General features: G+C 67.9%; 19 protein-coding genes. 11 read left to right on the forward strand and 8 right to left on the reverse strand.

Annotation, left to right across the window (positions count from 1 at the left end; translation table 11 throughout):
• The first annotated feature begins 66 nt into the window (after positions 1 to 66).
• Positions 67 to 2,769: a LuxR C-terminal-related transcriptional regulator gene (locus AAFN46_RS04110; RefSeq protein WP_347807422.1), complete on the forward strand. Its 2,703-nt coding sequence runs from the start codon at positions 67 to 69 to the stop codon at positions 2,767 to 2,769.
• On the opposite strand, the gene AAFN46_RS04115 is transcribed toward AAFN46_RS04110, so the two are convergent.
• On the reverse strand, positions 2,762 to 3,595 hold the full coding sequence (locus tag AAFN46_RS04115; protein WP_347807423.1) for a metal-dependent hydrolase: 834 nt from the start codon (positions 3,593 to 3,595) through the stop codon (positions 2,762 to 2,764). The genes AAFN46_RS04110 and AAFN46_RS04115 overlap by 8 nt on opposite strands.
• A 108-nt stretch (positions 3,596 to 3,703) precedes the next feature.
• Between AAFN46_RS04115 and AAFN46_RS04120 the strand changes: the two genes are divergently transcribed.
• From AAFN46_RS04120 to AAFN46_RS04140, 5 genes are all read left to right on the forward strand, one after another.
• Positions 3,704 to 4,747: an AraC family transcriptional regulator gene (locus AAFN46_RS04120; RefSeq protein WP_347807424.1), complete on the forward strand. Its 1,044-nt coding sequence runs from the start codon at positions 3,704 to 3,706 to the stop codon at positions 4,745 to 4,747.
• Positions 4,744 to 5,388 carry an MBL fold metallo-hydrolase gene (locus AAFN46_RS04125; RefSeq protein WP_347807425.1) on the forward strand — a complete coding sequence of 215 codons (645 nt, stop codon included), beginning with the start codon at positions 4,744 to 4,746 and terminating at the stop codon, positions 5,386 to 5,388. The genes AAFN46_RS04120 and AAFN46_RS04125 overlap by 4 nt, the downstream gene beginning before the upstream one ends.
• Before the next feature lie 81 nt (positions 5,389 to 5,469).
• On the forward strand, positions 5,470 to 6,156 hold the full coding sequence (locus AAFN46_RS04130; RefSeq protein ID WP_347807426.1) for an OmpA family protein: 687 nt from the start codon (positions 5,470 to 5,472) through the stop codon (positions 6,154 to 6,156).
• 125 nt (positions 6,157 to 6,281) lie between these two features.
• On the forward strand, positions 6,282 to 10,040 hold the full coding sequence (locus AAFN46_RS04135) for a CHASE domain-containing protein (protein WP_347807427.1): 3,759 nt from the start codon (positions 6,282 to 6,284) through the stop codon (positions 10,038 to 10,040).
• Entirely contained in the window at positions 10,037 to 12,175 is a 2,139-nt protein-coding gene (locus AAFN46_RS04140) for an EAL domain-containing protein (protein WP_347807428.1), read from the forward strand. The genes AAFN46_RS04135 and AAFN46_RS04140 overlap by 4 nt, the downstream gene beginning before the upstream one ends.
• Before the next feature lie 44 nt (positions 12,176 to 12,219).
• Here the strand turns inward: AAFN46_RS04140 and AAFN46_RS04145 are convergent, their stop codons facing one another.
• Together AAFN46_RS04145 and AAFN46_RS04150 are read right to left on the reverse strand one after the other, a co-directional pair.
• Entirely contained in the window at positions 12,220 to 13,122 is a 903-nt protein-coding gene (locus AAFN46_RS04145) for an acyltransferase (protein WP_347807429.1), read from the reverse strand.
• A 180-nt stretch (positions 13,123 to 13,302) separates the two neighbouring features.
• Positions 13,303 to 16,773: a PAS domain-containing hybrid sensor histidine kinase/response regulator gene (locus AAFN46_RS04150; RefSeq protein ID WP_347807430.1), complete on the reverse strand. Its 3,471-nt coding sequence runs from the start codon at positions 16,771 to 16,773 to the stop codon at positions 13,303 to 13,305.
• Between the two features lie 226 nt (positions 16,774 to 16,999).
• On the opposite strand from AAFN46_RS04150, the gene AAFN46_RS04155 reads away from it, so the two are divergent.
• On the forward strand, positions 17,000 to 17,830 hold the full coding sequence (locus AAFN46_RS04155; protein ID WP_347807431.1) for an AraC family transcriptional regulator: 831 nt from the start codon (positions 17,000 to 17,002) through the stop codon (positions 17,828 to 17,830).
• A 97-nt stretch (positions 17,831 to 17,927) separates the two neighbouring features.
• On the opposite strand, the gene AAFN46_RS04160 is transcribed toward AAFN46_RS04155, so the two are convergent.
• Positions 17,928 to 18,155, reverse strand: a complete 228-nt coding sequence (locus AAFN46_RS04160) for a DUF3565 domain-containing protein (protein WP_347807432.1) — start codon at positions 18,153 to 18,155, stop codon at positions 17,928 to 17,930.
• Between the two features lie 50 nt (positions 18,156 to 18,205).
• Between AAFN46_RS04160 and AAFN46_RS04165 the strand changes: the two genes are divergently transcribed.
• From AAFN46_RS04165 to AAFN46_RS04180, 4 genes are all read left to right on the forward strand, one after another.
• Positions 18,206 to 18,691, forward strand: coding sequence for a peptidylprolyl isomerase (locus AAFN46_RS04165; RefSeq protein WP_347807433.1), 486 nt, complete (start codon positions 18,206 to 18,208; stop codon positions 18,689 to 18,691).
• A gap of 149 nt (positions 18,692 to 18,840) precedes the next feature.
• Entirely contained in the window at positions 18,841 to 19,323 is a 483-nt protein-coding gene (locus AAFN46_RS04170) for a glutathione peroxidase (RefSeq protein ID WP_347807434.1), read from the forward strand.
• A 531-nt stretch (positions 19,324 to 19,854) separates the two neighbouring features.
• On the forward strand, positions 19,855 to 20,460 hold the full coding sequence (locus tag AAFN46_RS04175) for a TetR/AcrR family transcriptional regulator (protein WP_347807435.1): 606 nt from the start codon (positions 19,855 to 19,857) through the stop codon (positions 20,458 to 20,460).
• A 60-nt stretch (positions 20,461 to 20,520) separates the two neighbouring features.
• Positions 20,521 to 21,630 carry an NADH:flavin oxidoreductase gene (locus tag AAFN46_RS04180; protein WP_347807436.1) on the forward strand — a complete coding sequence of 370 codons (1,110 nt, stop codon included), beginning with the start codon at positions 20,521 to 20,523 and terminating at the stop codon, positions 21,628 to 21,630.
• Between the two features lie 751 nt (positions 21,631 to 22,381).
• On the opposite strand, the gene AAFN46_RS04185 is transcribed toward AAFN46_RS04180, so the two are convergent.
• From AAFN46_RS04185 to ubiG, 4 genes are all read right to left on the reverse strand, one after another.
• Entirely contained in the window at positions 22,382 to 23,308 is a 927-nt protein-coding gene (locus tag AAFN46_RS04185; RefSeq protein WP_347807437.1) for a GGDEF domain-containing protein, read from the reverse strand.
• A gap of 195 nt (positions 23,309 to 23,503) precedes the next feature.
• Positions 23,504 to 24,244, reverse strand: a complete 741-nt coding sequence (locus AAFN46_RS04190; RefSeq protein WP_347807438.1) for a YciK family oxidoreductase — start codon at positions 24,242 to 24,244, stop codon at positions 23,504 to 23,506.
• Positions 24,245 to 24,372: 128 nt separating this feature from the next.
• Positions 24,373 to 25,044 carry an N-acetylmuramic acid 6-phosphate phosphatase MupP gene (gene mupP, locus AAFN46_RS04195; protein WP_347807439.1) on the reverse strand — a complete coding sequence of 224 codons (672 nt, stop codon included), beginning with the start codon at positions 25,042 to 25,044 and terminating at the stop codon, positions 24,373 to 24,375.
• Between the two features lie 5 nt (positions 25,045 to 25,049).
• The gene (gene ubiG, locus AAFN46_RS04200) at positions 25,050 to 25,748 is read right to left on the reverse strand and encodes a bifunctional 2-polyprenyl-6-hydroxyphenol methylase/3-demethylubiquinol 3-O-methyltransferase UbiG (RefSeq protein ID WP_347807440.1); all 699 of its coding nucleotides are present in this window, start codon (positions 25,746 to 25,748) and stop codon (positions 25,050 to 25,052) included.

The following is a 25,748-nucleotide window of genomic DNA, read 5'->3' on the forward strand; positions in this document are numbered from 1 at the left end:
GGCTTCAAATACGCGGCGCGAGGGGATAGGCTGCGGCACATTCGTGCCTGGATGCCGACTTCGCCCGTGACCGACCTGTCCCGCTCTCCCATGCTTGCCAGCCTTCCGGCGTCTGCCGGCGAGGGGCGCTTCTTTCGCCCGCCGTTGCCTGCCGGCCATATACGCCGACCGCGCCTGTGCGAGCGCCTGGAGGCCGGCATGGCGGGGCGGCTGCTGCTGGTCTGTGCGCCGGCGGGTTTCGGCAAGAGTTCCCTGGCGGTGGAATTCTGCGAGCGCCTGCCGCAGCACTGGCAGAGCCTGTGGCTGGGCCTGACCCGGCGCGATGGCGACCCGGGGCGCTTCCTCGAGCGCCTGCTCGATGGCTTGCGCCAGCACTTTCCCAGCATGGGCGACGAGGCGCTGGGGCTGCTGAAGATGCGCCAGCGGCATCAGCCGTTCGCCTTCGAGGAATGGCTGGATGGCCTGCTCGACGAGTTGGGCGCGTGCCTGAGCCAGGACAACCCACTGCTGCTGGTGCTCGACGACTACCATCTAGCCCAGGGCGCGGTGCTGGATCGCTGCCTGCAGTTCTTTCTCAATCACTTGCCGGCCGGCCTGCTGGTGCTGGTCACCAGTCGCCAGCGGCCCGACTGGCATCTTGCCCGACTGCGTCTTTCCCGCCAGTTGCTGGAGCTGCAGGAGCAGGATCTGCGGCTCACCCCGCAGGAGATGCGCGAGTTGCTCCAGGCCCAGGGCGCCGAGCTGCCGGGTGATGCGCTGGACAGCCTGCTACAGCGCAGCGAGGGCTGGGTGGCCGGGCTGCGCCTGTGGTTGCTGGCGCCCGGCGAGCACGATCTGCATGGCGCGCAGGGGATGATTCGCGACTACCTGCTGGAGGAGGTGATCGAGCGCCAGCCGGCGGAGCTGCAGGCCTTCCTCTACGACACCGCCTGCCTGGAGCGCTTCTGCGCCGAGCTGTGCGACGCGGTGCGCGACAGCCACGACAGCGCCGCCATGCTGCAGTATCTGCAGGAGCACCAGGTGTTCCTGGTGCCGCTGGACGAAAACGGGTGCTGGTTTCGCTATCACCACCTGTTTTCCGACCTGCTACGCGCCAATCCGGCCAGCCAGCCCACGGCGCGCCTGCACCTGCGCGCCTGCCGCTGGTTCAGCGGTCAGGGCCAGCTGGACGAAGCCGTCGAGCAGGCCCTGCGTGCGGGCCAGCCGGACGTGGCGGCCAGCCTGGTGCAGAACTTCTCCGAGGAGCATCTGCTGGCCGAGCAGAACGTGGCCATGCTGCTGCGCTGGAAGATGGACCTGCCGGACAGCCTGCTGACCAGCACGCCGCGGCTGATTCTGCTGTACAGCTGGGCGTTGGCGCTGGCCTGCCAGCTGGACGCGGCCCAGGAGCTGGCGGCCCACCTGCAGCACTTCCTGCCGGCGCCGACGGCCGCCGAGCAGCAGTCGCTGCTGGCCCAGTGGCTGGCCGTCAGCGGAGTGATCGCACGGGGCCGGGGGGACAGCCAGTTGGCCGAACTCTATTGCAGTGAGGCCCTGGCCAGCATGCCCGCGCAGCACTACGGTTCACGCCTGCTGTGCATGTCCACGCTGTCCAACCTGGCGGTGGTGCGTGGCGACCTGTGGCGTGCGCGCGGGCTCAATCGCGAGGCCCTGGAATTGGCTCAGCGTCAGGGCAATCCGTTGTTCGAGGCGTTCTGTCACTACGATCGCGCGCGGGTGCTGCTGGCCCGTGGCGAACTGGAGCGTGCCCTGGAAGAAGTGCGCACCGGCCTGGCGCGCTTGCACAATCTGCCCGCCCAGCGCGTCTATGCGGTGCGCGCCCGGCTGACCCTGTACGAGGGCTGCCTGCTGGCCCTGCACCTGCAGCCGGACGAGGCGCGCGAACGGCTGCTCGCCGGCATCGCCGAGGCGCGCGGCTGTCGCGATATCAGTCTGCTGATCGGTTATTGCTTCCTGGCCAGCCAGGACGGACGTTTTGGCCGCCTCGGCGAGGCCTTCGCCCATCTGGCCGAGGCCGAGCGCCTGATGCATATCTGGGACGTGCCACCGGTCTACTACCTGGCCATGATCACTATCACCAAGTGCGAGCTGTGGCTCAGTCAGGGGCAGATCGAACTGGCCCAGGCCTGGTTGACGCGACTGGCCGAGACCTACGATGGCGAGCAGGCGGCCACGGCACCGGAGTTCCATCCGCAGCTGCCGCTGCACATCGAACTGCAACGGGCCGCCCTGGAGCGCCGCCTGGGCCAGATCGAGGCCGCCGAGCGGCGTCTGCGAGCCCTGCTGCTGCGCGCCCAGTCCCAGGGCGGGCAGCTGCTCGGCGTGTTCGCCCAGGTGCAATTGAGCCTGCTGCTGTATGCCGGCGGCCGCGAGCGTGAGGCCCAGCAGCAGTTGCTGGCGAGCTTCGAGGCGGCTAGCGGCGGTGTGCTGTTGCCCTTTCATGAGCTGCTGGAGCATCAGCCGGGCTGGTTGCGCGCGCAGTTGCAGACTGCGCCAGCCGGTGCCTTGCAGGAAATGCTGGGGCGCTTGCTGCCGGACGCGGGCGAGAGCGAGGTCGTGCCGACGGGGGCGATGGAAACACTCAGCAGCCGGGAACTGGCCGTACTGCGTCTGATCGCCCTGGGCTGCTCCAACCAGGAAATCAGCGAGCGGCTGTTCATCTCCCTGCACACGGTCAAGACCCATGCCCGCCACATCAATAGCAAGCTGGGCGTGGAGCGGCGCACCCAGGCGGTGGCCAGGGCCAAGAGCCTGGGGCTGATCAGCTGAGCTCGGTGGCCGGATCGAACTCGCGGCGGCGTTCCAGGATCAGCTGCAGATTGTCGTGCTGCCAGGGATGGAAGTCGGCCCGGTAGAAGTCGCAATAGGCGCGCACCAGCGGGCGCAGTATGCCCCGGCTGCCCCACAGCCAGGCCAGTCCGTCGCGCCATAGCCGCCAGTTGCCCAGCAGCCCATCGCGGCGCAGCATGTGCAGCAGGCCTTTGCAGGTATCCAGGGTGAAGAAGAAGGTGCTCTGCAGCATGGCGCGCCGGCGCAGCCAGACGCTGCCGCAGACCTGCTGGTAGAGGTCGAAGGCCACCGCCTTGTGCTCGCTTTCCTCCAGCGCGTGCCAGCGCCACAGGCGCGCCATGCGCGGGTCTGCGCCGGCCAGCCAGTCGGGGTTCTTGAGAATGGCATCGGCCATGATCGCGGTCAGGTGCTCCACCGAGACGGTGGCCGCCAGGTGCACCTTGGCCGGCAAGTGCTGGCGTACGAAGGTCAGGCGTTTCTTCAGCCGCCGCTCCAGATAGTCCAGATCGTAGCCGCAGGCACGCAGGGCATCGCTGTAGTGCTGGTGCTCGCGGCTGTGATGGGCCTCCTGGCCGATGAAACCGCGGATCTGCTCCAGCTGCTGGCGGTCGCTGACCCGGTCGCGGAAGGCGCGCACCGAGTCGATGAAGAAGCGCTCGCCATCGGGAAACAGCAGCGACATGGCGTCGAAGAAGTGGCTCTTGAAGGCATTGCCGCCGTGCCAGTGACGATTCCAGGGGGCGGGCAGATCGAACTCCGGCTGGCGCGGGCGAATGTGCAGCTCGTTGGGCGTGGGGCTGGGCATGGGGCCTCCCATCTTGTTTTTGTCGATGCCCCGACTATGGTCTTGCGGGTCATTTCCGGACAAGGTTATCTTCAGCCATCTTTCGGGTCATATCCGGCCACTATCGTCATGAACAGGATTCCCGCTCTGCATGCCGAACTGGCGCCCCTGGCCTACGCCGAGGCGCTGCTGGCGCTGGCCGAGGAGCGTGGCGTGCCGCGCCAGCGCCTGCTGGAGCAGGCCGGCGTGCGGCCGCAGCTGCTGCACAATCCGACGGGGCGGCTGGCGCTGGCCGACTTTCATCAGCTCGCCCATGCGGCCCTGCTGCTGTGCGAGGAGCCGGCGCTGGGGCTGCTGCTCGGCCTGCGCCTGAACGCCTCCGCCCATGGCATCCTCGGCTACGCCCTGCTGTCCAGCGCCGATCTGGGCAGGGCGGTGCAGTTCGCCCTCAAGTACTACCGGGTGCTGGGGCTGACCTTCGAACTGGAGCTGGTCGAGGAGGAGGGCTGGCTGGAGTTGCGCGCCAGCGAGTCGCTGCCCCTGGGTGGGCTCGCCCGCTTCGCCGCCGAGGGGCTGTTCGGCAGCCTGTTCAGCATCGCCCAGTTCCTCCTGGGCGAGCGCCCGCAGGGCGTTCGGGTCGGCTTCGCCTACCCCGAGCCTGGGCACGCCGAGCGCTATCGCGAAGCCTTCGGCGCGCCGGCCCTGTTCGAGCAGCCCTGGCACTGGTTCCGCCTGCCGCGGCACTACCTGGCGCGCCCCATGGCCCTGGCCAACCCGGCCACCATGCAGATGTGCGAGCAGCAGTGCGAGGCGCTGCTGATCAGCCTGGATCTGCAGGACGGTCCCCTCAACCGGGTGCGCCGCCTGCTGCTGACCCGGCCGGGCGACTTCCCCGATCTGGAGAGCGCCGCGCGGGCCCTGCACACCAGCGGGCGCAGCCTGCGCCGCCAGCTGGCCGCCGCCGGCACCAGCTACCAGCAGCTGCTCGACGAAGTGCGCAAGCGCCTGGCCCTGCAATATCTGGAGACCACCCACCTGCCGCTGTTCGAGATCGCCCAGTTGCTGGGTTTCAGCGACCCTTCCAACTTCCGCCGCGCCTTCCGCAAATGGACGGGCAGGGTGCCGAGCGATTATCGTGCGCAGCCCGTGACGCCCGAGGAGAATGCCAGATGAGCGACAGCCCGCAACCCAGCCTGATTCGCGAGACCTTCCCGGTCGGCCCTTTGCAGTGCAACTGCACCATCATCGGCGATCCAGTGACCAAAAAGGCCATCGTCGTCGACCCGGGCGGCAACCCCGAGCTGATCATGGCGCGTCTGGACAAGCATGGCCTCAAGGTGGTCAGCATCATCCATACCCACGCGCACCTGGACCACTTCCTCGCCTCCGGGCAGATGAAGGAGAGGACCGGCGCCAGCCTGCACCTGCACAAGGACGATCAGTTCCTCTGGGACAACCTGGAGATGCAGTGCCGCATGTTCGGCGTGCCCTATACCCCGGTGCCGGCGCCGGACCAGTGGCTGGCCGACGACGAGGAGCTGGCCTGCGGCTGCGGCGTGGCGCTGCACACCCCGGGGCATACGCCGGGCTCCACCAGCTTCTGGTTTCCCCAGGCCAAGCTGCTGATCGCCGGCGACACCCTGTTCCGTCGCGGCATAGGTCGCACCGACCTGTGGGGCGGCGACTACGCCACCATCGAGCGTTCGATCCGGCGCCTGTACACCCTGGACGAAGACGCGACGGTGGTCACAGGCCATGGCCCCGATACGCGTCTGGGCGACGAAATGCGCGAGAATCCCTTCATTCGAGCCTGAGCGAGCGGGAATCTTTCTCCCGACCGCGGTTCTAACTCATGCCAGGCCGGTGCCTGGCGCCAATGCATTCAGGAGCCCAAGATGCTGAATACCTCACGCCTGACTCTCGCTGCCGTCCTGGTCGCCCTGGTGACAGGCTGTGCCTCGCAGAACCCCTATGATAACCAGGCCGGTGGCCAGAGCGGCGGCATGAGCAAGACTGCCAAGTACGGTGGCCTGGGCGCCCTGGCCGGCGCCGTGGCCGGCGCCGCCATCAGCCACGACAACCGTGGCAAGGGCGCCCTGATCGGTGCCGCCGTCGGCGGCGCGGCCGGTGCCGGCTATGGCTACTACGCCGACAAGCAGGAAGAGGAGCTGCGCCGCAGCATGCAGGGCACCGGCGTGGAGGTGCAGCGCCAGGGCGACACCATCCAGCTGATCATGCCCGGCAACATCACCTTCGCCACCGATTCGGCGGAGATCGCCAGCAGCTTCTACGCCCCGCTGAACAACCTGGCCTCGTCCTTCCGCCAGTACAACCAGAACAGCATCGAGATCGTCGGTCACACCGACAGCACCGGCAGCCATGCCTACAACATGAATCTGTCGCAGCGCCGCGCGCAGAGCGTGGCCAACTATCTGCTGGCCCAGGGCGTCGATGCCTCGCGTCTGAGCACGCGCGGCGCCGGCCCGAATCAGCCGATCGCCAGCAATGCCACGGCCGAGGGGCGGGCGCAGAACCGCCGGGTGGAAGTGACCCTGCGACCCTTGCCCGGCGCGCAGTACTGATAACGACCGGATAGAAGGAAGGCCCCGCGAGGGGCCTTTCGCATTTATGCGGCCCGGCATTGGCGAGGCAATTCCTGACTACACTCTCAGGGATACCCCGCCGACTCCGAGGAACAGGTCATTTCATGGACGATACCTCGTCGCGCAAACCCTGGATTCCCCTGCTGGTCAGCCTGCTGCTGCTGGTTGGCCTGAGTCTGCTGGTGTTCTGGCAGTGGACTATTCTCGAGGGCGGCAGCCGCGAGGCCCAGGAGCGTCGTTTCGCCCTGGCCGTGGACGGTATCGAGATTGCGGTGCGCGAGCGCATGCATGCCTACGAGATGGTGCTGCGCGGCATGTCCGGGTTGCTCGCGGGCAGCGAGGAGGTGTCCGACGCCGAGTGGCAGCGTGCCACCGACCAGTTGCGTTTGCAGGAGCACTACCCCGGAATTCAGGCACTGGCCTGGGCCCGTTACCTGCAGGCGGAGCAGTTGCCGGGCTTCGTGGCTCGGACGCACGAACGGGGTCGCAAGGACTTCCAGACATATCCCGCCGGTGAGCGCGAGCGCTACCTGATAGTCGACTTCATCAACCCGCTGGACTGGCGCAACCGTCGGGTGCTTGGTTTCGACATGTACAGCGAGCCGACCCGCCGCGCGGCGATCGACCAGGCGCGGGACGGCGGCGAGGCGATGCTTACCGGGCCGCTGCGCCTCAAGCAGGAGTCCGAGAAGGATGTGCAGACGGGCGTGCTGCTGTACCTGCCGGTATTTCGCCAGGACACCCCGCTGAGCAGCGTCGAGGAGCGTCGCGAGGCACTGCTGGGCATGGTTTCGGGATCGTTCCGCATGGGCGACCTGATGCATGGCATCCTCGGCCGCAACGAGCAGTTCGGCATCGAACTGGTCGACCAGGCGGCGCTCGAATATCCACTGCTCGGCCAGGTGGGTAACGGCGCCCACTCGCCACGCTTCGAGGCCCGCCGCGAACTGGACATCTACGGCCGCACCTGGGTGCTACGAGTCGTCAGCACCCAGACCTACGAGGCAGCGGTGAGCAACAGCAGCCTGCCGCTCAGCCTGATCAGCGGTCTGCTGGCCTCCCTGTTGCTTGCCTTGCTGGTCGGCGGTTTCCTGCTCCAGCGCGAGCGGGTCCTGGCCATCAGCGAGCGGCAGGGCCGGCAACTGCGCGAGAGCGAGGCACGCTTCCGCCTGGTGGTGGAGGCCTCGCCCAATGCTATGGTGCTGGTCGATGGCGACGGGCGCATCGCCATGGTCAATCAGCAGACCGAGCTGATGTTCGGCTACGGCCGCGACGACCTGCTCGGCGCGCCCGTCGAGCGGCTGCTGCCGGAGGCGCTGCGACACGGCCATGTCGGCCTGCGCCAGGCCTTCTACAAGGCCCCGGAGCACCGGCGCATGGGCGGCAACCGCGAGCTGTTCGGTCAGCATCGGGACGGACAGCTGATTCCGCTGGAGGTGGGGCTGTCGCCACTGCGCGTCGGCGGCGAGACCCTGGTGCAGGCGGTGATCATCGACATCAGCGAGCGCAAGGCCGCCGAGGAACGCTTCCGTCTGGTGGTGGAGGCCTCACCCAACGCCATAGTGCTGGTCGACGGTCGTGGCCATATCGCCATGGTCAACCGGCAGAGCGAGCTGATGTTCGGCTATGGCCGCGACGAGCTGCTCGGCGCACCGGTGGAGCGGTTGCTGCCGGAGTCCATGCGCGCCCTGCATCCCACGCTGCGCGACGGCTTTCTCAAGGACCCCACGCCCCGGCGCATGGGCGGCAGTCGCGAGCTGTTCGGCCAGCATCGCGACGGCCGGCTGATCCCGCTGGAAGTGGGGCTGTCGCCGCTGCGCAGCGGCGACGATGTGCTGGTGCAGGCGGTGATCATCGACATCAGCGAACGCCGTGCCGCCGAGCAGCGCCTGCGCGAGCAGGCGGAGCAGCTGGCCCTGGCCAACCGCTACAAGTCGGAGTTCCTCGCCAACATGTCGCACGAGTTGCGCACGCCGCTCAACAGCATCCTGATCCTCAGCGAGCAGCTCAAGCACAACGCCGCCGGCAACCTGAGCGAGAAACAGGTCAAGCATGCCGACATCGTCTACAAGGCCGGCAATGACCTGCTGCAGCTGATCAACGACGTGCTCGACCTGGCCAAGATCGAGGCCGGCCGGGTGCAGCTCAAGCTCGAACCGGTGAACCTGCACGACCTGCTGGTGGAGCTGGACTCCAGCCTGCGGCCGATGGCCGAGATCAAGGGCCTGCGCCTGATCACCCATCTGGAGCCGGGGCTGCCCCGGCTGATCCACAGCGATCGCGGGCGCCTGCAGCAGATCCTGCGCAACCTGCTGTCTAATGCCCTCAAGTTCACCGAGCGTGGCGAGGTCGAGCTGTCCATCGAGCGTTCGCCCATACCCCTGGACGAGGATCGCGAGACCCTGCAGTTCGTCGTTCGTGACAGCGGCATAGGTATCGACCCGGCCCAGCACGAGCGCATCTTCCAGGCCTTCCAGCAGATCGACGGCTCCACCAGCCGGCGCTTCGGCGGCACCGGCCTGGGCCTGGCCATCACCCGCCAGCTGGTCGAGGTGCTGGGCGGCAGCATCGCTCTGGAGAGTTCGCCGGGGCAGGGCGCGCGTTTCCTCGTGCGCCTGCCGGTGACCGCGCTGCCGACGCCTGAGGCGGTCGAGCAGAAGCAGTCGGCGTTGCCGCAGCGCAGCGGTACGGGGCCGACCGTGCTGATCGTCGAGGACGACCTCAACTTCGCCGCGGTGATTGCCGAATCGGCCCAGGCCCATGGCTTCTCCAGTGTCCATTGCCGCAATGGCAAGCAGGCTATCGGCCTGTTGCAGAGCGAGCGCTTCGTCGCGGTGATTCTCGACATCCTGCTGCCGGACATCAGCGGCTGGCAGATCTTCCGCCGCCTGCGCAGCCTGGCCCAGTACCGCGACGTGCCGGTACACATCGTCTCCTGCGTGCCGCAACCGCAGGACTGGCACGAGGGCGGCACCCGCTACCTGGTCAAGCCGATCGCCCGCGAGGACCTCGAACGGGTCTTTCGCCATATCGCCGTGACCGACACCCCGGCGCCGGCCCTGCTGCTGGTGGAGGATGTCGAGGTCGAGCGCGAGCACTATCGCGAGCATCTGCAGCAGATCGGCTTCGCCGTCACCGCCGTGGGCGGTGCCGAGGAGGCGCTGCAGGCCTATCGGGGGCGTGACTACCAGGCGCTGGTGATCGACCTCGACCTGCCCGACCGCGATGGCTTCGACCTGCTCGAGACCCTGCAGTGCGAGCGGCCGCTGCAGGGTTGCCAGGTGGTGATCAACACCGGCGTGGATGTCACTCGCCAGGATCTGCAGCGCCTGCGCCGCTACTCGGCGGTGGTGGTGCGCAAGAGTGGCGACGATCTCGCCCAGCTCAGCGCCGCATTGCAGGGTTTTCTCGCCGATGTGCACAAGCCGCGGGCCGGCGACCCGGGCCTGGAGGGCCGTCGCGTGCTGCTGGTGGACGACGATGTACGCAACATCTACGCCATGACCGCGCTGCTCGACGAACTGGGCCTGGCGGTGGTGCCGGCCAGGGATGGTGTGGAGGCGCTGGCGCTGTTCGACCGCGAACCCCTCGACCTGGTGCTGATGGACATGGCCATGCCCAACATGGACGGCTACAGCGCCACCCGCATCCTCAAGGTCGAGCGCGGCTGCCGCGTGCCGGTGATCGCCCTGACCGCCCATGCCATGAAGGGCGATCGCGAGAAGTGCATCAGCGCGGGCTGCGACGATTACCTGGCCAAGCCGGTGGGGCGCCAGGAACTGCTGGAGATGCTGCTGCGCTGGCTGGCCGTTGCCGATGCGCCGCGTCATGCAGCGCAGGGGCGAACGGAGGAACGGATATGACGCAGCTGCAGGCGGAAACGGTAGCGACCCAGCAAGTGCTGCTGGTGGTGGACGATCGCGAAGAGAATCTGGTGGCCATGGAAGCCCTGCTCGACGATGGCGACTGGGATGTACGCACAGTCAGCTCCGGCGAGGCGGCGTTGCGCTGCATGATGGAGGAGGAGGTCGGCCTGGTGTTGCTCGACGTGCAGATGCCGCAGATGGACGGTTTCGAAGTGGCCCGCCTGATACGTGGCAACCCGCGCACCCGCTACACGCCGATCATCTTCCTGTCCGCCATCGCGCATACCGAGGATTCGGTACTTCGGGGCTACGCGGTCGGCGCCGTGGACTTCATCCTCAAGCCCTTCGACCCCAAGGTGCTCAGGCACAAGATCAATACCCTGCTGGAGCAGGAGCGCCATCGCCACGAGCTGCAACTGCTGACCCGCCAGCTGGACAGCGAGCGCGCCTTCAACGCCTCGGTGCTGGAGAATGCCTCCGAGGGCATCCTGGTGATCGACCCGCAGGGCATCATCCGCTTCGCCAACCCGGCCATGGCGCGGATGCTGCGCGGCGAGGTGGCCGACCTGCAGGGCAGCCGCCTGCTTTCCTACCTACAGGTGCCGCAGATGCCCGACAACTGGCAGGACAGCGAGATCTACCGCCACTGGCGTGCCGGCCAGACCTACCGCGTCCACGACGCGGTGCTGACCACCCTGGACGGTGGCTACCTGCCGGCGGCGCTGTCCTGCTCGCCGTTGCCGCAGCACCAGAGCTCCATGGTGCTGATCGCCCTGGACATGTCGGTGGTGCGCGACCTGCACGCCCAGCTGGAGTCGCAGGCGATCACCGATGCCCTGACCGGGCTGTTCAACCGCCGTGGCTTCCACCAGGCGCTGGAGAACGCCCTGGCCCGTGTCGACCGCCTGGGCAGGCGCATGGCCGTGCTCTACCTCGACCTCGATGGCTTCAAGCGGATCAACGACTCGCTCGGCCATGCCGCCGGTGACCAGGTGCTGCGCAAGGTCGGCGAGCAATTGAAGACCTGCCTGCGCCCCTACGACTGCGTGGCGCGCATGGGCGGTGACGAGTTCACCGCCCTGCTCGACTCCCTGGAACATCCCGAGGATGCCGCGCGGGTGGCGGAGAAGCTGATCGAGCTGGTGTCGGTACGGCACAAGCTCGAGGGCGTCGAGTTCACCCTGGGCGCCAGCGTGGGCATCGCCTGCTATCCGGAGTGCGGGCAGACGGTGGACGGCCTGCTGTGCGCGGCGGATATGGCCATGTACGAGGCCAAGCGTGCCGGGCGCCAGCAGTATCGCTTCTTCTCCCCGGAGATGAACGGGCGGGCGCGCGCTCGCCTGATGCTGGAGGAGAGCCTGCGCACGGCCATCGAGCAGGACGACTTCGTGCTGATCTACCAGCCGCAGATCGAACTGGCCAGCGGCCGCCTGCGCGGTTTCGAGGCGCTGCTGCGCTGGGAACATCGGGTGAGTGGCACCATCGCGCCCGGCGTGTTCATCCCGTTGCTGGAGGAGACCCGGCTGATCAACCGCCTGGGCGACTGGATCTTCAACCAGGGCGTGCGCCAGTGCCGGGCCTGGCAGGCGCAGTTCGGCGAGCAGCTATTGCTCAGCCTCAACGTCAGCCCGGTGCAATTCGGCATGCCGCAACTGGTGGACGACCTGCGTCGGGTGCTGGAGACACACCAGCTGCAGGCCGCGCAACTTGAGATCGAGGTGACCGAAAGCGCGCTGATGCAGAACCTCGACACCACCCGTGAGCAGTTGCGCCAGCTGCGCGAGCTGGGCGTGCGCATCGCCATCGACGATTTCGGCACCGGTTACTCGTCGCTGGCCTACCTGCGCCACTTCGAGCTGGACACCCTGAAGATCGACCGCCTGTTCGTCGCCAACATGCTGGACTCGCCGAAGGATGCGGCCATCGTCAGCACCATCATCGACCTGGCCCATCACCTGGGCCTGGAGGTGATCGCCGAGGGGGTGGAGACCCTGGCGCAGCGCGATTGGCTGCTGGCCCACGGTTGCGGCACCCTGCAGGGCTTCCTGGTGGCGCCGGGGCTCAAGGTGGAGCAGGCCAGCGCCTTTCCCGCGCAGCTGGACTGGTCGACCTGGCAGACACCGCCGCCGTAGCCTTCCGGGCCACGCATGCCGGGAGCGCCCCAGGCGTTCGACGCTTAGCCCGGATACTGCCGCCGCAGTTCGTCCAGCTGGGTATCCTTGGCCTGCCACAGCTGGTTGACCCACTGCTGGAAGCTCAGGCGATAGGCCTCGTCCTGGTCGTAATTCTTGCCGATGAACTCGGCGGGGATCGCCAGCTTGTCGAAGCGCACCACCACCTGCTCGAGGCGGCCGCAGAGCAGGTCCCAGAAGCCGGGGGCGCTGCCCGGATAGTGGATGGTGACGTTGACCAGGCCGTCCAGCTGCTCGCCCATGGCGTCCAGCACGAAGGCGATGCCGCCGGCCTTGGGCTTGAGCAGGTGGCGGAAGGGCGACTGCTGCTGGGCGTGCTTGTGCGGCGTCAGGCGGGTGCCTTCGAGGAAGTTGAACACCGACACCGGGTTGCTCTTGTAGCGCGCGCAGGCGCGGCGCGTGGTGGCCAGGTCCTGGCCGCGCTTTTCCGGGTGCTTGGCCAGATATTCCTTGCTGTAGCGCTTCATGAAGGGGAATTCGAGGGCCCACCAGCACAGGCCGATCACCGGCACCCAGATCAGCTCTTGCTTGAGGAAGAACTTCAGCAGCGGCATGCGCCGGTTGAGCAGGTACTGCAGCACCAGAATATCCACCCAGCTCTGATGGTTGCTGGTGACCAGGTAGGAGTGGCGCATATCCAGGCCCTCCATGCCCTGGACGTCCCAGCGGGTGGCGCCGGCCTGGTTCATCCAGAACTTGTTGACGTCGATCCAGGTCTCGGCGATGGCGTGCATCGCGAAGCGCAGCGCGCGCTGGGCGGCGGGGAAGGGCAGCAGCAGCTTGAGCAGGGCGACGCCGAACAGCGGCCAGCAGCAGATCAGGGTATTGAGGGCCAGCAGCAGGGCACTGAGGACGCCGCGCAGGGCATGGGGCAGGAAATGCAGCATGGGCGCGAAAAGCTCCGGGTCGAGGGTCGAGATACCTGCTGCACTCCCTGCGGCAAGTCGGTCCGGCGCAAAAGGTTAACGCTTGTGCACTGAACGGCAAGTGCTGTGTCTGACCGCGAGGTCATGTCGGCCGGCCCTGGCGCGTGCGGCGGATTCTACTGGGTCAGCGGGCAAAACGCCTCAGCCGAGCGGCAGATGGCGGCTGATCAGCGCGCGCAGCGCGGCCGGCTTGACCGGCTTGGCCAGGTAGTCGAGGCCGGCGGCGTGCACGGCCGCCACCAGTTCGGGGCGGCCGTCGGCACTGATCACCACGCCGGGCAGCGGCTGGCCCAGGCGGGTGCGCAGCCAGGCCATCAGCTCGGTGCCGGTATCGCCCTCGTCCAGGTGGTAGTCGACCAGCGCCAGCTGCGGCTGCACCGCCTCGTCCAGCAGGTGCTCGCATTCCAGGCGGTTGCGCGCCGTCCACACCCGGCAGCCCCAGCGCGACAGCAGGCTGTGCATGCCGGTGAGGATGCTGTCCTCGTTGTCGACGCACAGCACCTGGGCGCCGCCCAGGGCCAGTTCGTGCGTCGCCGGGGGCACGGCTACCCGCTGCGCGCCCTGCTGCGGGGCCAGCGGCACGCTGACGCTGAACACGCTGCCCTTGCCCGGCCAGGAGCGCACCTGCAGGCGATGGTCGAGCACCCGGCACAGGCCGTCGGCGATCGCCAGGCCCAGGCCCAGGCCCTTCTCGGCGCGGGTCTGGTGGCTGTCCAGGCGCTTGAACTCCTCGAAGATCACCTGGCGCTTGTCCTCGGGAATGCCTGGGCCGCGGTCCCACACCTCCAGGCGCAGTTGCCCGCCTTCGCGGCGCGCGCCGAGCAGCACGCGGCCGCGGGCATAGCGGAAGGCGTTGGTGAGGAAGTTCTGCAGCACCCGGCGCAGCAGCTTGGGGTCGCTGTCGACATACAGGCGGCTGGGCACCAGACGGAAATCCACGCCCTGTTCCTGGGCCAGCACGCGGAACTCGGCGCCGAGCGCCTCGAACAGCTGGGCCAGGGGAAACTGGCTGCGCTCGGGGGCGATGCGCCCGCTCTCCAGGCGCGAGATGTCCAGCAGGTCGGCGATCAGGTCCTCGGCCGAGCGCAGCGAGCTGTCGAGGTGGCGCACCAGTTCGCGGGTCTCGCGCGGCAGGCCGTCCTGCTGGAGGGAGAGGGCGGCGGAGAACAGCCGGGCGGCGTTGAGCGGTTGCATCAGGTCGTGGCTGACCGCGGCGAGGAAGCGGGTCTTCGAGGCGTTGGCGGCCTCGGCGTTGGCCTTGGCCTCGGCGAATGCCTGGTTGGCCTGCGACAGCTCGCGGGTGCGCGCCTCGACCCGCTGCTCCAGGCCTTCGTTGGCCTCCAGCAGCGCCTGTTCGGCGCGGCGGAACGCGGTGATATCGGTGAAGCTCATGACGAAGCCGCCGCCGGGCATGGGGTTGCCGATCAGCTCGATGACCCGGCCGTTGGGGAACAGCCGCTCGGAGGTGTGTGGCTTGCCCTGGCGCATCCAGTACAGGCGCTTGCTCACATGCGCCTCCACGTCGCCGGGGCCGCACAGGCCGCGCTCGGCGTTGTAGCGGATGATCTCGGCGATGGGCCGGCCGACGCCGATCAGCCCTTCGGGGTAGTCGAACAGCTCCAGGTAGCGGCGGTTCCAGGCCACCAGGCGCAGGTTCTGGTCGACCACACTGATGCCCTGGGTGATGTTCTCGATGGCGCCCTGCAACAGGGCGCGGTTGAACTGCAGCACCTCGGACGCCTCGTCGACGATGCGCACCACGTCCTCCACCTGCATCTCGCGGCCTTCGATGGCGGCGCGCACCACGGCGCGGGTGCTGGAGGCACCGAGCACGCCGGCGAGCAGGCGCTCGGTGTGGGCGATCCACTCGCTGTCGGCGTTCTGCCCGGGGTTGAACGGCTTGTCCTGCTGGTCGGCGAAACGCACGAAGCTCTGCTGGGCCCTCTCCTCGCCGACGAAGCGCGCGGCCAGGGCCATCAGGTCGGCCACCTGCACCGCCAGCAGATGGCGGCCGCTGGGCCGGTTGCCGGTGTCCAGGCCGATGAAACGCCCGGCCTGCCAGTGCTCGGCGACCCGCGAGCGGGTCAGCCAGGAGACGCCGGCGAACAGCAGCAGGTTGCCGGTCAGCGACAGCACCACGCCACGGGTCAGCGGGTCGACCTCGATGCCGAGCGGGTAGTAGAGCAGCTCCGGCAGCAGCGGGAAGCCATCCAGCGACCAGCGCAGGCCACCGGCCACCAGCGGCAGCACCAGGGTGTAGAACCACAGCGCGCAGCCGGCGGCCAGGCCGGCGAACACGCCGCGGCGGTTGGCCTGCTTCCACACCAGGGCGCCGAACATGGCCGGCGCCAGCTGGCCGATGGCGGCGAACGACAGCTGGCCGATGGTGGCCAGGCTGGCGTTGGTGCCGAGCAGGCGATAGCACACGTAGCCGAGCAGCAGGATGATCAGGATGCTCAGGCGCCGCGCGCTGAGCATCCAGTGGCGGAAGGCCTCGAACGGCCGCTCGGTGCTCTGCCGGCGCAGCAGCAGCGGCAGCAGCATGTCGTTGCAGACCATGGTCGACAGCGCCACCGCCTCGACTATGACCATACCGGTGGCAGCCGAGGCGCCGCCGATAAAGGCCAGCAGGGCCAGCGACGGATGCGCCTCGGCCAGCGGCAGGCTGATGACGAAGGAGTCCGGCGCCACTCCGGCCGGCAGCAGCAACTGGCCGGCCAGGGCGATGGGCACCACGAACAGCGCGGCCAGCAGCAAGTACAGCGGGAACACCCAGCGCGCCAGGCGCAGGTCGCAGGCCTCGATGTTCTCCACCACGGCGACGTGGAACTGGCGCGGCAGGCAGATGATGGCGGCCATCGCCAGGCCGGTCTGCACCAGCATCGACGGCCAGCTCAGGGTGCTGCTCCAGAAGCCTTCGAGCTCGGGGCTGCTGCGGGCCTGGCCGAGCAGGTCGTCGAAGCCGTCGAACAGGCCCCAGGTGACGAACAGGCCGACGGCGAGGAAGGCCAGCAGCTTGACCAGAGACTCGAAGGCGATGGCCAGCACCATGCCGCGGTGGTGCTCGGTGACGTCCAGGCTGCGGGTGCCGAACAGCACGGTGAACAGGGCCAGCACCAGCGACACGATCAGCGCCGTGTCCTGGCCGCGGCTCGGGCTGGGCTCGGTGCCTACCAGCAGATTGACGCCGAGGACTATGCCCTTGAGCTGCAGGGCGATATAGGGCAGCACGCCGACCAGGCAGATCAATGCCACCACTACCGCCAGGCTCTGCGACTTGCCGTAGCGGGCGGCGATGAAGTCGGCGATCGAGGTGATGTTCTCGCGCTTGCTGATCGCCACCATCTTCTCCAGCACCCAGGGCGCCAGCAGCAGGACCAGGATCGGCCCCAGGTAGATCGGCAGGAACGACCACAGCTCGCCGGCGGCCTGGCCGACCGCGCCGAAGAAGGTCCAGCTGGTGCAGTACACCGCCAGCGACAGGCTGAACACCCAGGCGCGCTGGCGGGGCTTGAGCGGCGCGCGGCGGCGGTCGCCGTAGAAGGCGATGGCGAACAGCAGGGCCATGTAGGCCAGGGCGACGAAGGCGATCAGTCCGCCGGACAGCGACATGCGGGCTCCAGGGCGAGGGTCCGATTGCTGCCCAGTCTCGCACGGCCGCGCGCGCGCGTCAGGCCGACCATGGTCGCAGGCGCGCGCCGCCCGTTACCGCTGCGGCGCGACTTGCACCGAGGCGGGCTGAGACTCTAACGTGGTCGGCCATTGTCGACGCAGCGGAGCCTTCCCGTGCCCATCGTTCAGCGCCAGTGCCGCCCCGCGCCGGCCCCGGAGCACGCCCATGCCGCCTGACGCCGAGCGCTCGCGCTTCAGCTCGGTGGCCGAGCTGGACGGCCTGGAGCTGCTCTCGGCGCGCTTCATCGAACACAGCTTCGATCCCCATGTGCATGAGAGCTATGCCATCGCCGTGCTGGAGGAGGGCGCCGAGCGCTACCGCTATCGTGGCGCCGAGCACCTGGCCGCCGCCGGCAGCTTCGCCCTGCTCAACCCGGACGAGGTGCACACCGGCTCCAGGGCCAGCGAGCAGGGCTGGCGTTACCGGGTGTTCTACCCACGACCGCAGCAGTTCCAGGCGCTGCTGGCCGAGCTCGAGCTGCCCCATGGCAGCGCGCCGATGTTCCAGGGCAGCGTGCACGGCGATGCCGATCTGGTGGCGGCGCTGCTCCGCTTGCATCGCCTGCTGGAGAGCCCGGATGCGGCGGTCCTGCAGCGCCAGACCCTATGGCGCGAGGTGATGCTGCAACTGCTGCAGCGCCATGCACGGGTGGCCGAGCCCCGCGGCGCCGGGCGCGAGCCGCGGGCGGTGGCGCTGGCCAAGGAGCTGCTGGGCGCCAGCCTGGCCGAGCCGCCGTCGCTGGAGCAGCTGGCCGCGGCGGTGGGCCTGTCGCCCTTCCACTTCGCCCGAGTGTTCCGCCGCGCCACCGGCTTACCGCCGCACGCCTGGCTGCGCCAGCGGCGCCTGGAGCAGGCACGCGCGCTGCTACGCGCGGGCTGCGCGCCGCTCGAGGTGGCCATGCGCCTGGGCTTCGCCGACCAGAGCCACCTCGGCCGGCAGTTCAAGCAGAGCTACGGGGTCGGCCCCGGCGAATACCGCCGGGCCTGCCGCGCCTGATCACGCGCGAGGCGCCGCCTGCGATTGCCGAGGCGCTCGACCGAGGCGCCAGGGCTTTCAGGAGGGCTTGAGCGACGGACCGTCGTGCCGGGATGACTTATTCCCTATCCGTTTGCGCGCACCAGCCACAGGGGAAGGGCTGGCCGATATGGCGCAAACGCTCCGCGGGGTCGGTGACCCAGGCGCGATTCTGCCAGGGTGGCTGGTGGCGCAGGTGCTGGGTATGGCCGCAGGACAGCTCGGCCACCCAATGGCCGTCCTCGTCCTGGTGGAAACCCTGCAGCGTGGTCCGTCCGTCCGCCCTGCGGTCGCATTCGGCCGGCATGACGGGTAGACTTGGCCCCTTTCCATTCTCTTGCAAAAGGTTTTCCCTCCATGCAGATCGCCGCCAACAAGGCCGTGTCCATCGACTATACCCTGACCAACGATGCCGGTGAGGTGATCGACAGCTCCGCCGGTGGCGCTCCGCTGGTGTATCTGCACGGTGCCGGCAACATCATCGTCGGTCTGGAGAAGGCCCTCGAGGGCAAGCAGGCCGGCGACGAGCTGAGCGTGGCCATCGAGCCGGGCGATGCCTACGGCGAGTACAGCGCCGAGCTGGTCGCCACCCTCAACCGCAGCATGTTCGAAGGCGTCGACGAGCTGGAAGTGGGCATGCAGTTCCACGCCTCCGGCCCGGACGGCGGCATGCAGATCGTCACCATCCGCGACATCGAGGGCGACGACGTGATCGTCGACGGCAACCACCCGCTGGCCGGCCAGCGCCTGAACTTCCAGGTCAAGGTAGTCGACGTGCGCGAGGCCAACGCCGAAGAGATCGCCCACGGCCACATCCACGGCGAAGGCGGTCATCACCACTGATCGCACGGCTCTAGCACGCACGCTCGCTCGACCACCGGGTCGTTGCTGCAAGACGACTTATGGTCATGTCATGCGGCGTCGCGGCTGCTAAGCTGAGCTAACCGAAAAGGCGCCCATGGGCGCCTTTTTTGTCCACGAGGAGTCAGCCGATGAGTGCCTTTCACGATCTCAATCTGCGTGCGCTGGATGGCCAGGAATTGCCGTTGGCGCCTTACAAGGGCCAGATAGTGCTGGTGGTCAACGTGGCCTCCAAGTGCGGCCTGACCCCGCAGTACGCCGGCCTGGAGAACCTGTACCAGGAGTACCGCGAGCGCGGCTTCACCGTGCTGGGGGTGCCGTGCAACCAGTTCGCCGGCCAGGAGCCGGGCACGGAAGACGAGATTCGCGCGTTCTGCAGCCTCAACTACGGGGTGACCTTCCCGCTGGGCTGCAAGCTGGAGGTCAACGGCCCCGGCCGCCACCCGCTGTACCGTCTGCTGGCGGGCGAGGGCGCCGAGTTTCCCGGCGACATCACCTGGAACTTCGAGAAGTTCCTGGTCGGCCGCGACGGTCGCGTGCTGGCGCGCTTCTCGCCGCGCACCACGCCGGACGACCCGGCGCTGATCCAGGCCATCGAGCAGGCCCTGGGCTGACGCCCACCGCGCCATACTCCCGCCGTTCGCTCGAGAAGCACCACGCTGGCGCGTAATGCTGTTCACTTAGCGGCATCACGGCCACGGTCGGACTTTTCTTGGTTCAGGCTGTTGTTCTCCCTCTCCCCCTGGGAGAGGGTCGGGGTGAGGGACTCGCCGAAACGCCCTCACCCCCAGCCCCTCTCCCGGCGGGAGAGGGGAGCGCTCTCAAGACACCGCGACATCTAGGTCATGGCATTGCGCAGTGTGCCCCCAGGCAGACACAGGCCAGAAGAACGCCGCGGCTCTGTAAAGAAGTCGCGGCGTTTTCTTAAGTGAACAGCATTACGCGCTGGCGCGGTGTTTTTCTTTCGGGGCGGCTCTCGCCTCTGTCCGCGAGCCCGGTCGTTTCACAAGCCGCGCGAGCAGGGCTCGTTCCTGCGCCTGAGGCGACGCGCTCTGCAGTTCTTCCCCTGGCTCGACAGCCCCTCTCCCGCATGGCCCCTAATCACCCGGATCAATAGTGCTGGGCGAGGCGAGACGACCGGTCATATGCTCGCCGCCATGAACAATGCCACCCGACTCGACAAGCGTGACCTGATCCTGGCCAAGGGCTCGCAGGTGATGACCCGCCGCGGCTACCACGGCACCGGCGTGCAGGAAATCGTCCAGGCCGCCGGCATCCCCAAGGGCAGCTTCTATCACTACTTCGCCAGCAAGGAAGACTTCGCCCTGCAGGCCCTGGAGTTCGTCTACGGCCCGCGCCTGGCGCGCTACGCCGAGGCCCTGGGCGACCCGGTGGCGAGCCCGCGGGCGCGCATCCTCGGTTACTACCGCGAGTTGCTGGCGCATTTTTCCCGCCAGGAGCGACTCGAATACCACTGCTTCATCGGCAGCCTGAGCTTCGAGATGAGCGAGGTGTTGCCGGCCATCGGCGCCGAGGTGGAGCGTATCCAGCAGGCCTCGGTGGAGATCCTGCAGGGCTGCCTGGAGCAGGCCCGGGCCCGTGGCGAGCTGAGCGCCGACGAGGATTGCGCCAACCTGGCCACCTTCATCGCCAATGCCTGGCAGGGCGTGCTGGCCCGCCTCAAGGTCGGCCGCAGCCTGCTGCCACTGGAAGACTTCATTCGGCGTCTGGAGCTGCTGCTGCGGCCCTGACAGTTCTTTTTTTGCCCATCGACGAGACGACCGGTCGCCTGGCCGGCCCAAGGAGTACCCATGACCGCCCCCGTTCAAGCCCTGTTCGCACCCTTCCGCCTGGGCAGCCTGGAGCTGCCGACCCGCGTGGTGATGGCGCCCATGACCCGTTCCTTCTCCCCGGGTGGCGTGCCCAATGCCAAGGTGGTGGAGTACTACCGCCGTCGCGCCGCAGCCGGCGTCGGCCTGATCATCACCGAGGGCACCACGGTCGGCCACAAGGCCGCCAACGGCTACCCGAATGTGCCGCGCTTCTACGGCGAGGATGCCCTGGCCGGCTGGAGGCAGGTGGTCGAGGCCGTGCACGCCGAGGGCGGCAAGATAGTCCCGCAGCTGTGGCACGTGGGCAACGTGCGCAAGCTGGGCACCGAACCGGACGCCGGCGTGCCGGGCTACGGCCCCAGCGAGAAGCTCAAGGACGGCAAGGTGGTGGTGCATGGCATGAGCAAGGAGGACATCGCCGAGGTCATCGCCGCCTTCGCCCAGGCCGCCCGCGACGCCAAGGCCATCGGCATGGACGGCGTGGAGATCCACGGCGCCCACGGCTACCTGATCGACCAGTTCTTCTGGGAAGGCAGCAACAATCGCAGCGACGAGTATGGCGGCGACCTGGCCGGCCGCTCGCGCTTCGCCATCGAGCTGATCCAGGCCGTGCGCGCCGCCGTCGGCCCGGACTTCCCGATCATCTTCCGCTTCTCGCAGTGGAAGCAGCAGGACTACAGCGCGCGCCTGGTGCACAGCGCCGAGGAGCTGGAAGCCTTCCTCGAGCCGCTGTCCGCGGCCGGCGTGGACATCTTCCACTGCTCGACCCGGCGCTTCTGGGAACCGGAGTTCGACGGCAGCGACCTCAACCTGGCCGGCTGGACCCGCCAGATCACCGGCAAGCCGACCATCACCGTGGGCAGCGTCGGCCTGGACGGCGAGTTCCTGCAGTTCATGGTCAACACCGACAAGGTCGCCGAGCCGGCCAGCATCGAGAACCTGCTGGAGCGCCTGAACAGGCAGGAGTTCGACCTGGTGGCCGTGGGACGTGCCCTGCTGGTCGACCCGGACTGGGCGGTGAAGGTGCGCGATGGCCGCGAGGGCGACATCCTGCCGTTCAGCCGCGAGGCGCTGATGAAGCTGCATTGAGATAGTCCGGTTCGCTGCGGCGGACTTTCCTGAGCCCTGGAATGCCGGGGCTTTTTTGTGTCTTGATACCCGACTGGCAAGATTGTTCTTGGTGGCCAAGCTGGTTTTCGCGCCTTCCGATGCTTCTTGTTTCGCCCTCCCCGGGCGACCTACTTTTCCAGTCGCGGAAAAGTAGGCAAAACGCTTGCCCCTTCATCCGGCCCTGCGCTTCGCTCCGGGTTCGTTCGCTCCATCGTCTCTCCGAGGGTCGGCTTACAAGGGCCCTCCATGGCCCTTTAAGCCTTTCGCCGCATCCCTGCGGCTCACCCCTCTACGCAACGATTCCACTCACCCTTCTGCAAGGGGCGTTTGGCGCTGCCTGACAGTTCGCGAGAGCAGAGTGAAAAGAAGAGAAAAAGCATCAAGCAGCTCGGAGCCGGAGTCCCCGTCAGCAGGCCGAGTGGAGGTGTTGCGCAGGGGGACGCGAGGCAGGACGCCGAGTGAGGAACGAAGGGACAGGGACGTCCCTTCGTGACGGCCCCCGGAGCGACACCGGAAGGAGGGAAGTCGAGCACAGCGAGACCCGGATGTCGGGGTGCGCTTTCTTTTGCTTACTTTTCTTTGCGCAAACAAAGAAAAGTGAGTCGCCCAGGGAGGGCGAAACAAGAAGCATCGGAAGGCGCGAAAACCAGCTTGGCCACCAAGAACAATCTTGCCAGTCCGGCATCAAGGCGCGCTTTCCAGCCCCCAATGAACCTTCTTTGCGCGTGGCTCAACCGGCCATGGACAGGCGATTACGGCCCTCGCGCTTGGACACATAGAGCGCGTTGTCGGCGCGGCGCTGCAGGCTTTCGGCCGACTCGCCCGGCAGCAGGTTGGCGCAGCCCAGGCTGATGGAGATGTCCAGGGCCTGGCCCTCGACCAGGTACTGCAGGCCCAGCACGGCCAGGCGCAGGCGCTCGCCGACCATCTGCGCGGCTTCGCGGCCGGTGTTGGAGAGCAGCACGAGGAATTCCTCGCCGCCATAGCGGAACACCATGTCGATGTTGCGCAGGCTGTCCTTGAGGGCGGCGGCCACGGCCTTGAGCACCTCGTCGCCGGTGGCATGGCCGAAGCGGTCGTTGATGTCCTTGAAGTGGTCGATGTCCAGCATCAGCACGGACAGCGGCTGCAGGCTGCGCCGGGCCATGTCGACCTCGCGCTGCAGGGCCTGGTCCATGGCGATGCGGTTGCCGGTGTCGGTCAGCGGGTCGCGCAGTGCGCTCTGCAGGGCCGAGCGGTAGAGCAGGGCGTTGCGCAGCGGGAACAGCAGGCTGGCCAGCAGCGACTCCAGCTGGCCCAGTTCGTCGTCGCTGAAGCGCTGGTTGCGGCGGAACACCAGTTCGCCGAGGTATTCGCCCTGGTGACTCAGGCGATAGCCGGCCGAGTGGTTGGCGCGCTCGCCCAGCTCGAGGCGCAGGTCGCAGGCCTGCAGCTGGTAGCTCAGGGCGCTCAGCGGCACCAGGCGCTGCACTTCCTGGAAGAACAGGCCGAGGATGCGCTCGACTTCCAGCGAGGTCTGCAGCTGCAGGCTCAGCTGCTGGCGCAGCTGCGCCAGGCTCACCGGCCTGAGCGCCTGGCGGCTACGGCTGGCGTAGCCCAGGCGCTGCAGCTTGGCGGCGTCGAAATCGATGGTGTTGGACGGAGTGTGCGGAACCATGGGGCTCAACCTCTGGCACTGTGCGCGTTGGACGAGAGGGGTTAAGCGAGTTCCGTGCCAATGATATTAATTACTTTAAAATCATTGGCTTAATGAGCATTTTGCGAGGTTTGTGGCGAGCTGTTGCCGGTTATCTGGCGGCGCTGATGGCAATCTGATGCCGCCCTGCCGGCGCCCGTCGGAAAACCGGCGGGCTCACTGGGCGTCGAAGGCTTGGCCGTTGACGCCCCGGCTGTCCGGGCCCATCAGGTACAGGTAGACCGGCAGAATCTCCTCCGGCAGCGGGTTGTTCGCCGGGTTCTCGCCCGGGTAGGCCTGGGCGCGCATACCGGTGCGGGTGGCACCCGGGTTGACGCTGTTGGCGCGCACGTTGGCGATGCCGTCCACCTCGTCGGCCAGGGTCTGCATCAGGCCCTCGGTGGCGAACTTGGACACCCCGTAGGCGCCCCAGTAGGCGCGGCCCTTGCGCCCGACGCTGCTGGAGGTGAACAGCACCGAGGCGTCGTCGGACAGCTTGAGCAGCGGCAGCAGGGTACTGGTCAGCATGAACATGGCGTTGACGTTGACCTGCATGACACGCATGAAGTTGTCGCCGGACAGTTGCTCCAGCGGCGTGCGCGGCCCGACGATGGCGGCGTTGTGCAGCAGGCCGTCGAGGCGGCCGAACTCGGCCTCGACTGTGGCGGCCAGCTCGTCGTACTGGTGCGGCAGGGCGGTCTCCAGGTTGAAGGGGATCACTACCGGTTGCGGATGCCCGGCGGCCTCGATCTCGTCGTACACCCGGTTGAGGTTCTCCTCGCTCTTGCCCAGCAGCAGCACGGTGGCGCCGTGGGCGGCGAAGCTCTTGGCGGCGGCCGCGCCGATGCCGCGACCGGCGCCGGTGACCAGGATCACGCGGTCCTTGAGCAGATCGGGGCGGGCTTGGTAGTCGAACATGGGAAATCTCCTTCGGAGAGCTGCAAGCCTCAGGCTGCAGGCATCAAGAAAAAGCGGAAGACAGGGGAATTCTGGGCATTATGCGGGGCGGCCATCCGCTCTGCAGCTTGCAGCTTGCAGCTGCTGCGCTAGCAGCCGCACAGGGCGCGCTCGAGCGCGGCGCGCAGCTCCAGGGGATGCCCCACCACCAGGTCGGCGCCCCAGTGGCGCGGGTTGTCTTCGGGGTGGATGTAGCCGTAGGTGACGGCCGCGGTCTTGCAGCCGGCGGCCTGGCCGGCCTCGATATCGCGCTGGTCGTCGCCGACGAACAGGGTGTCGGCCGGCGCCACGCCCATCTTCTCGCAGGCCAGCAGGAGCATGTCCGGAGCGGGCTTGCTGCGCTCGACATGCTCGGGGCAGACCAGCACGGCGCTGCGCTCGGCCAGCCCCAGCTGCTGCATGATCGGCTCGGCATAGCGCACCGGTTTGTTGGTCGCCACGCCCCACAGCAGGCGCGAGGCCTCGATGTCGGCGAGCAGCTCGGGCATGCCGGCGAATGGCCGGCTGAGCACCGCGCAGTGCTCCTGGTAGCGCTCGAGGAACTCCAGGCGCAGGGCCTCGAAGCCCTCGGCCTCGGGCGCCAGGTCGAAGCTGGCCTCGACCATGGCGCGGGCGCCGCCGGAGACCACGTCGCGGATGCGCTGTTCGTCCGCCGGCGTCAGGCCGTGGGCGGCGCGCATGGCCTGGCACACGGCGACGAAGTCCGGCGCGGTGTCCAGCAGGGTGCCGTCCATGTCGAAGAGAATCGCTCGCAGGGCCATGCGCCTCACTCCTCGCGCAGGGTTTGGATCATGTAGTTGACGTCGACGTCAGCTTCCAGCTTGTAGCGCTTGGTCAGCGGGTTGTAGGTCAGGCCGATGATGTCCTTGACCTGCAGGCCGGCGGCGCGACTCCAGGCGCCCAGCTCGGAGGGGCGGATGAACTTCTTGAAGTCGTGGGTGCCGCGCGGCAGCAGGCGCATCACGTATTCGGCGCCGACTATGGCGAACAGGTAGGCCTTGGGATTGCGGTTGATGGTGGAGAAGAACACCTGGCCGCCGGGCTTGACCATCTTGTAGCAGGCGCGGATCACCGAGGCCGGGTCCGGCACGTGTTCGAGCATCTCCAGGCAGGTGACCACGTCGAACTGCTCAGGCATTTCTTCGGCCAGGGCCTCGGCGGTGATCTGCCGGTACTCGACCTCGACCCCGGATTCCAGCTGGTGCAGCTGGGCCACGGCCAGCGGCGCCTCGCCCATGTCGATGCCGGTGACGCTGGCGCCGCGCTGGGCCATGGCCTCGCTGAGGATGCCGCCGCCGCAGCCGACGTCCAGCACCTTCTTGCCGGCCAGACCGACGCGCTCGTCGATCCAGTTGACCCGCAGCGGGTTGATGTCGTGCAGTGGCTTGAACTCGCTCTCGCGGTCCCACCAGCGGTGGGCGAGGGCCTCGAATTTGGCGATTTCGGCGTGGTCGACGTTGCTCAT

It is taken from the genome of Pseudomonas sp. CAU 1711 (assembly GCF_039888625.1).
GTDB lineage: Bacteria > Pseudomonadota > Gammaproteobacteria > Pseudomonadales > Pseudomonadaceae > Aquipseudomonas.

What these genes read in the sequence shown, in the direction of transcription:
- AAFN46_RS04115 (WP_347807423.1), bottom strand. Translation starts at nt 3,595, where the DNA reads ATGCCCAGCCCCACGCCCAACGAGCTGCACATTCGCCCGCGCCAGCCG.
- AAFN46_RS04120 (WP_347807424.1), top strand. Translation starts at nt 3,704, where the DNA reads ATGAACAGGATTCCCGCTCTGCATGCCGAACTGGCGCCCCTGGCCTAC.
- AAFN46_RS04125 (WP_347807425.1), top strand. Translation starts at nt 4,744, where the DNA reads ATGAGCGACAGCCCGCAACCCAGCCTGATTCGCGAGACCTTCCCGGTC.
- AAFN46_RS04130 (WP_347807426.1), top strand. Translation starts at nt 5,470, where the DNA reads ATGCTGAATACCTCACGCCTGACTCTCGCTGCCGTCCTGGTCGCCCTG.
- AAFN46_RS04135 (WP_347807427.1), top strand. Translation starts at nt 6,282, where the DNA reads ATGGACGATACCTCGTCGCGCAAACCCTGGATTCCCCTGCTGGTCAGC.
- AAFN46_RS04140 (WP_347807428.1), top strand. Translation starts at nt 10,037, where the DNA reads ATGACGCAGCTGCAGGCGGAAACGGTAGCGACCCAGCAAGTGCTGCTG.
- AAFN46_RS04145 (WP_347807429.1), bottom strand. Translation starts at nt 13,122, where the DNA reads ATGCTGCATTTCCTGCCCCATGCCCTGCGCGGCGTCCTCAGTGCCCTG.
- AAFN46_RS04150 (WP_347807430.1), bottom strand. Translation starts at nt 16,773, where the DNA reads ATGTCGCTGTCCGGCGGACTGATCGCCTTCGTCGCCCTGGCCTACATG.
- AAFN46_RS04155 (WP_347807431.1), top strand. Translation starts at nt 17,000, where the DNA reads ATGCCGCCTGACGCCGAGCGCTCGCGCTTCAGCTCGGTGGCCGAGCTG.
- AAFN46_RS04160 (WP_347807432.1), bottom strand. Translation starts at nt 18,155, where the DNA reads ATGCCGGCCGAATGCGACCGCAGGGCGGACGGACGGACCACGCTGCAG.
- AAFN46_RS04165 (WP_347807433.1), top strand. Translation starts at nt 18,206, where the DNA reads ATGCAGATCGCCGCCAACAAGGCCGTGTCCATCGACTATACCCTGACC.
- AAFN46_RS04170 (WP_347807434.1), top strand. Translation starts at nt 18,841, where the DNA reads ATGAGTGCCTTTCACGATCTCAATCTGCGTGCGCTGGATGGCCAGGAA.
- AAFN46_RS04175 (WP_347807435.1), top strand. Translation starts at nt 19,855, where the DNA reads ATGCTCGCCGCCATGAACAATGCCACCCGACTCGACAAGCGTGACCTG.
- AAFN46_RS04180 (WP_347807436.1), top strand. Translation starts at nt 20,521, where the DNA reads ATGACCGCCCCCGTTCAAGCCCTGTTCGCACCCTTCCGCCTGGGCAGC.
- AAFN46_RS04185 (WP_347807437.1), bottom strand. Translation starts at nt 23,308, where the DNA reads ATGGTTCCGCACACTCCGTCCAACACCATCGATTTCGACGCCGCCAAG.
- AAFN46_RS04190 (WP_347807438.1), bottom strand. Translation starts at nt 24,244, where the DNA reads ATGTTCGACTACCAAGCCCGCCCCGATCTGCTCAAGGACCGCGTGATC.
- mupP (WP_347807439.1), bottom strand. Translation starts at nt 25,044, where the DNA reads ATGGCCCTGCGAGCGATTCTCTTCGACATGGACGGCACCCTGCTGGAC.
- ubiG (WP_347807440.1), bottom strand. Translation starts at nt 25,748, where the DNA reads ATGAGCAACGTCGACCACGCCGAAATCGCCAAATTCGAGGCCCTCGCC.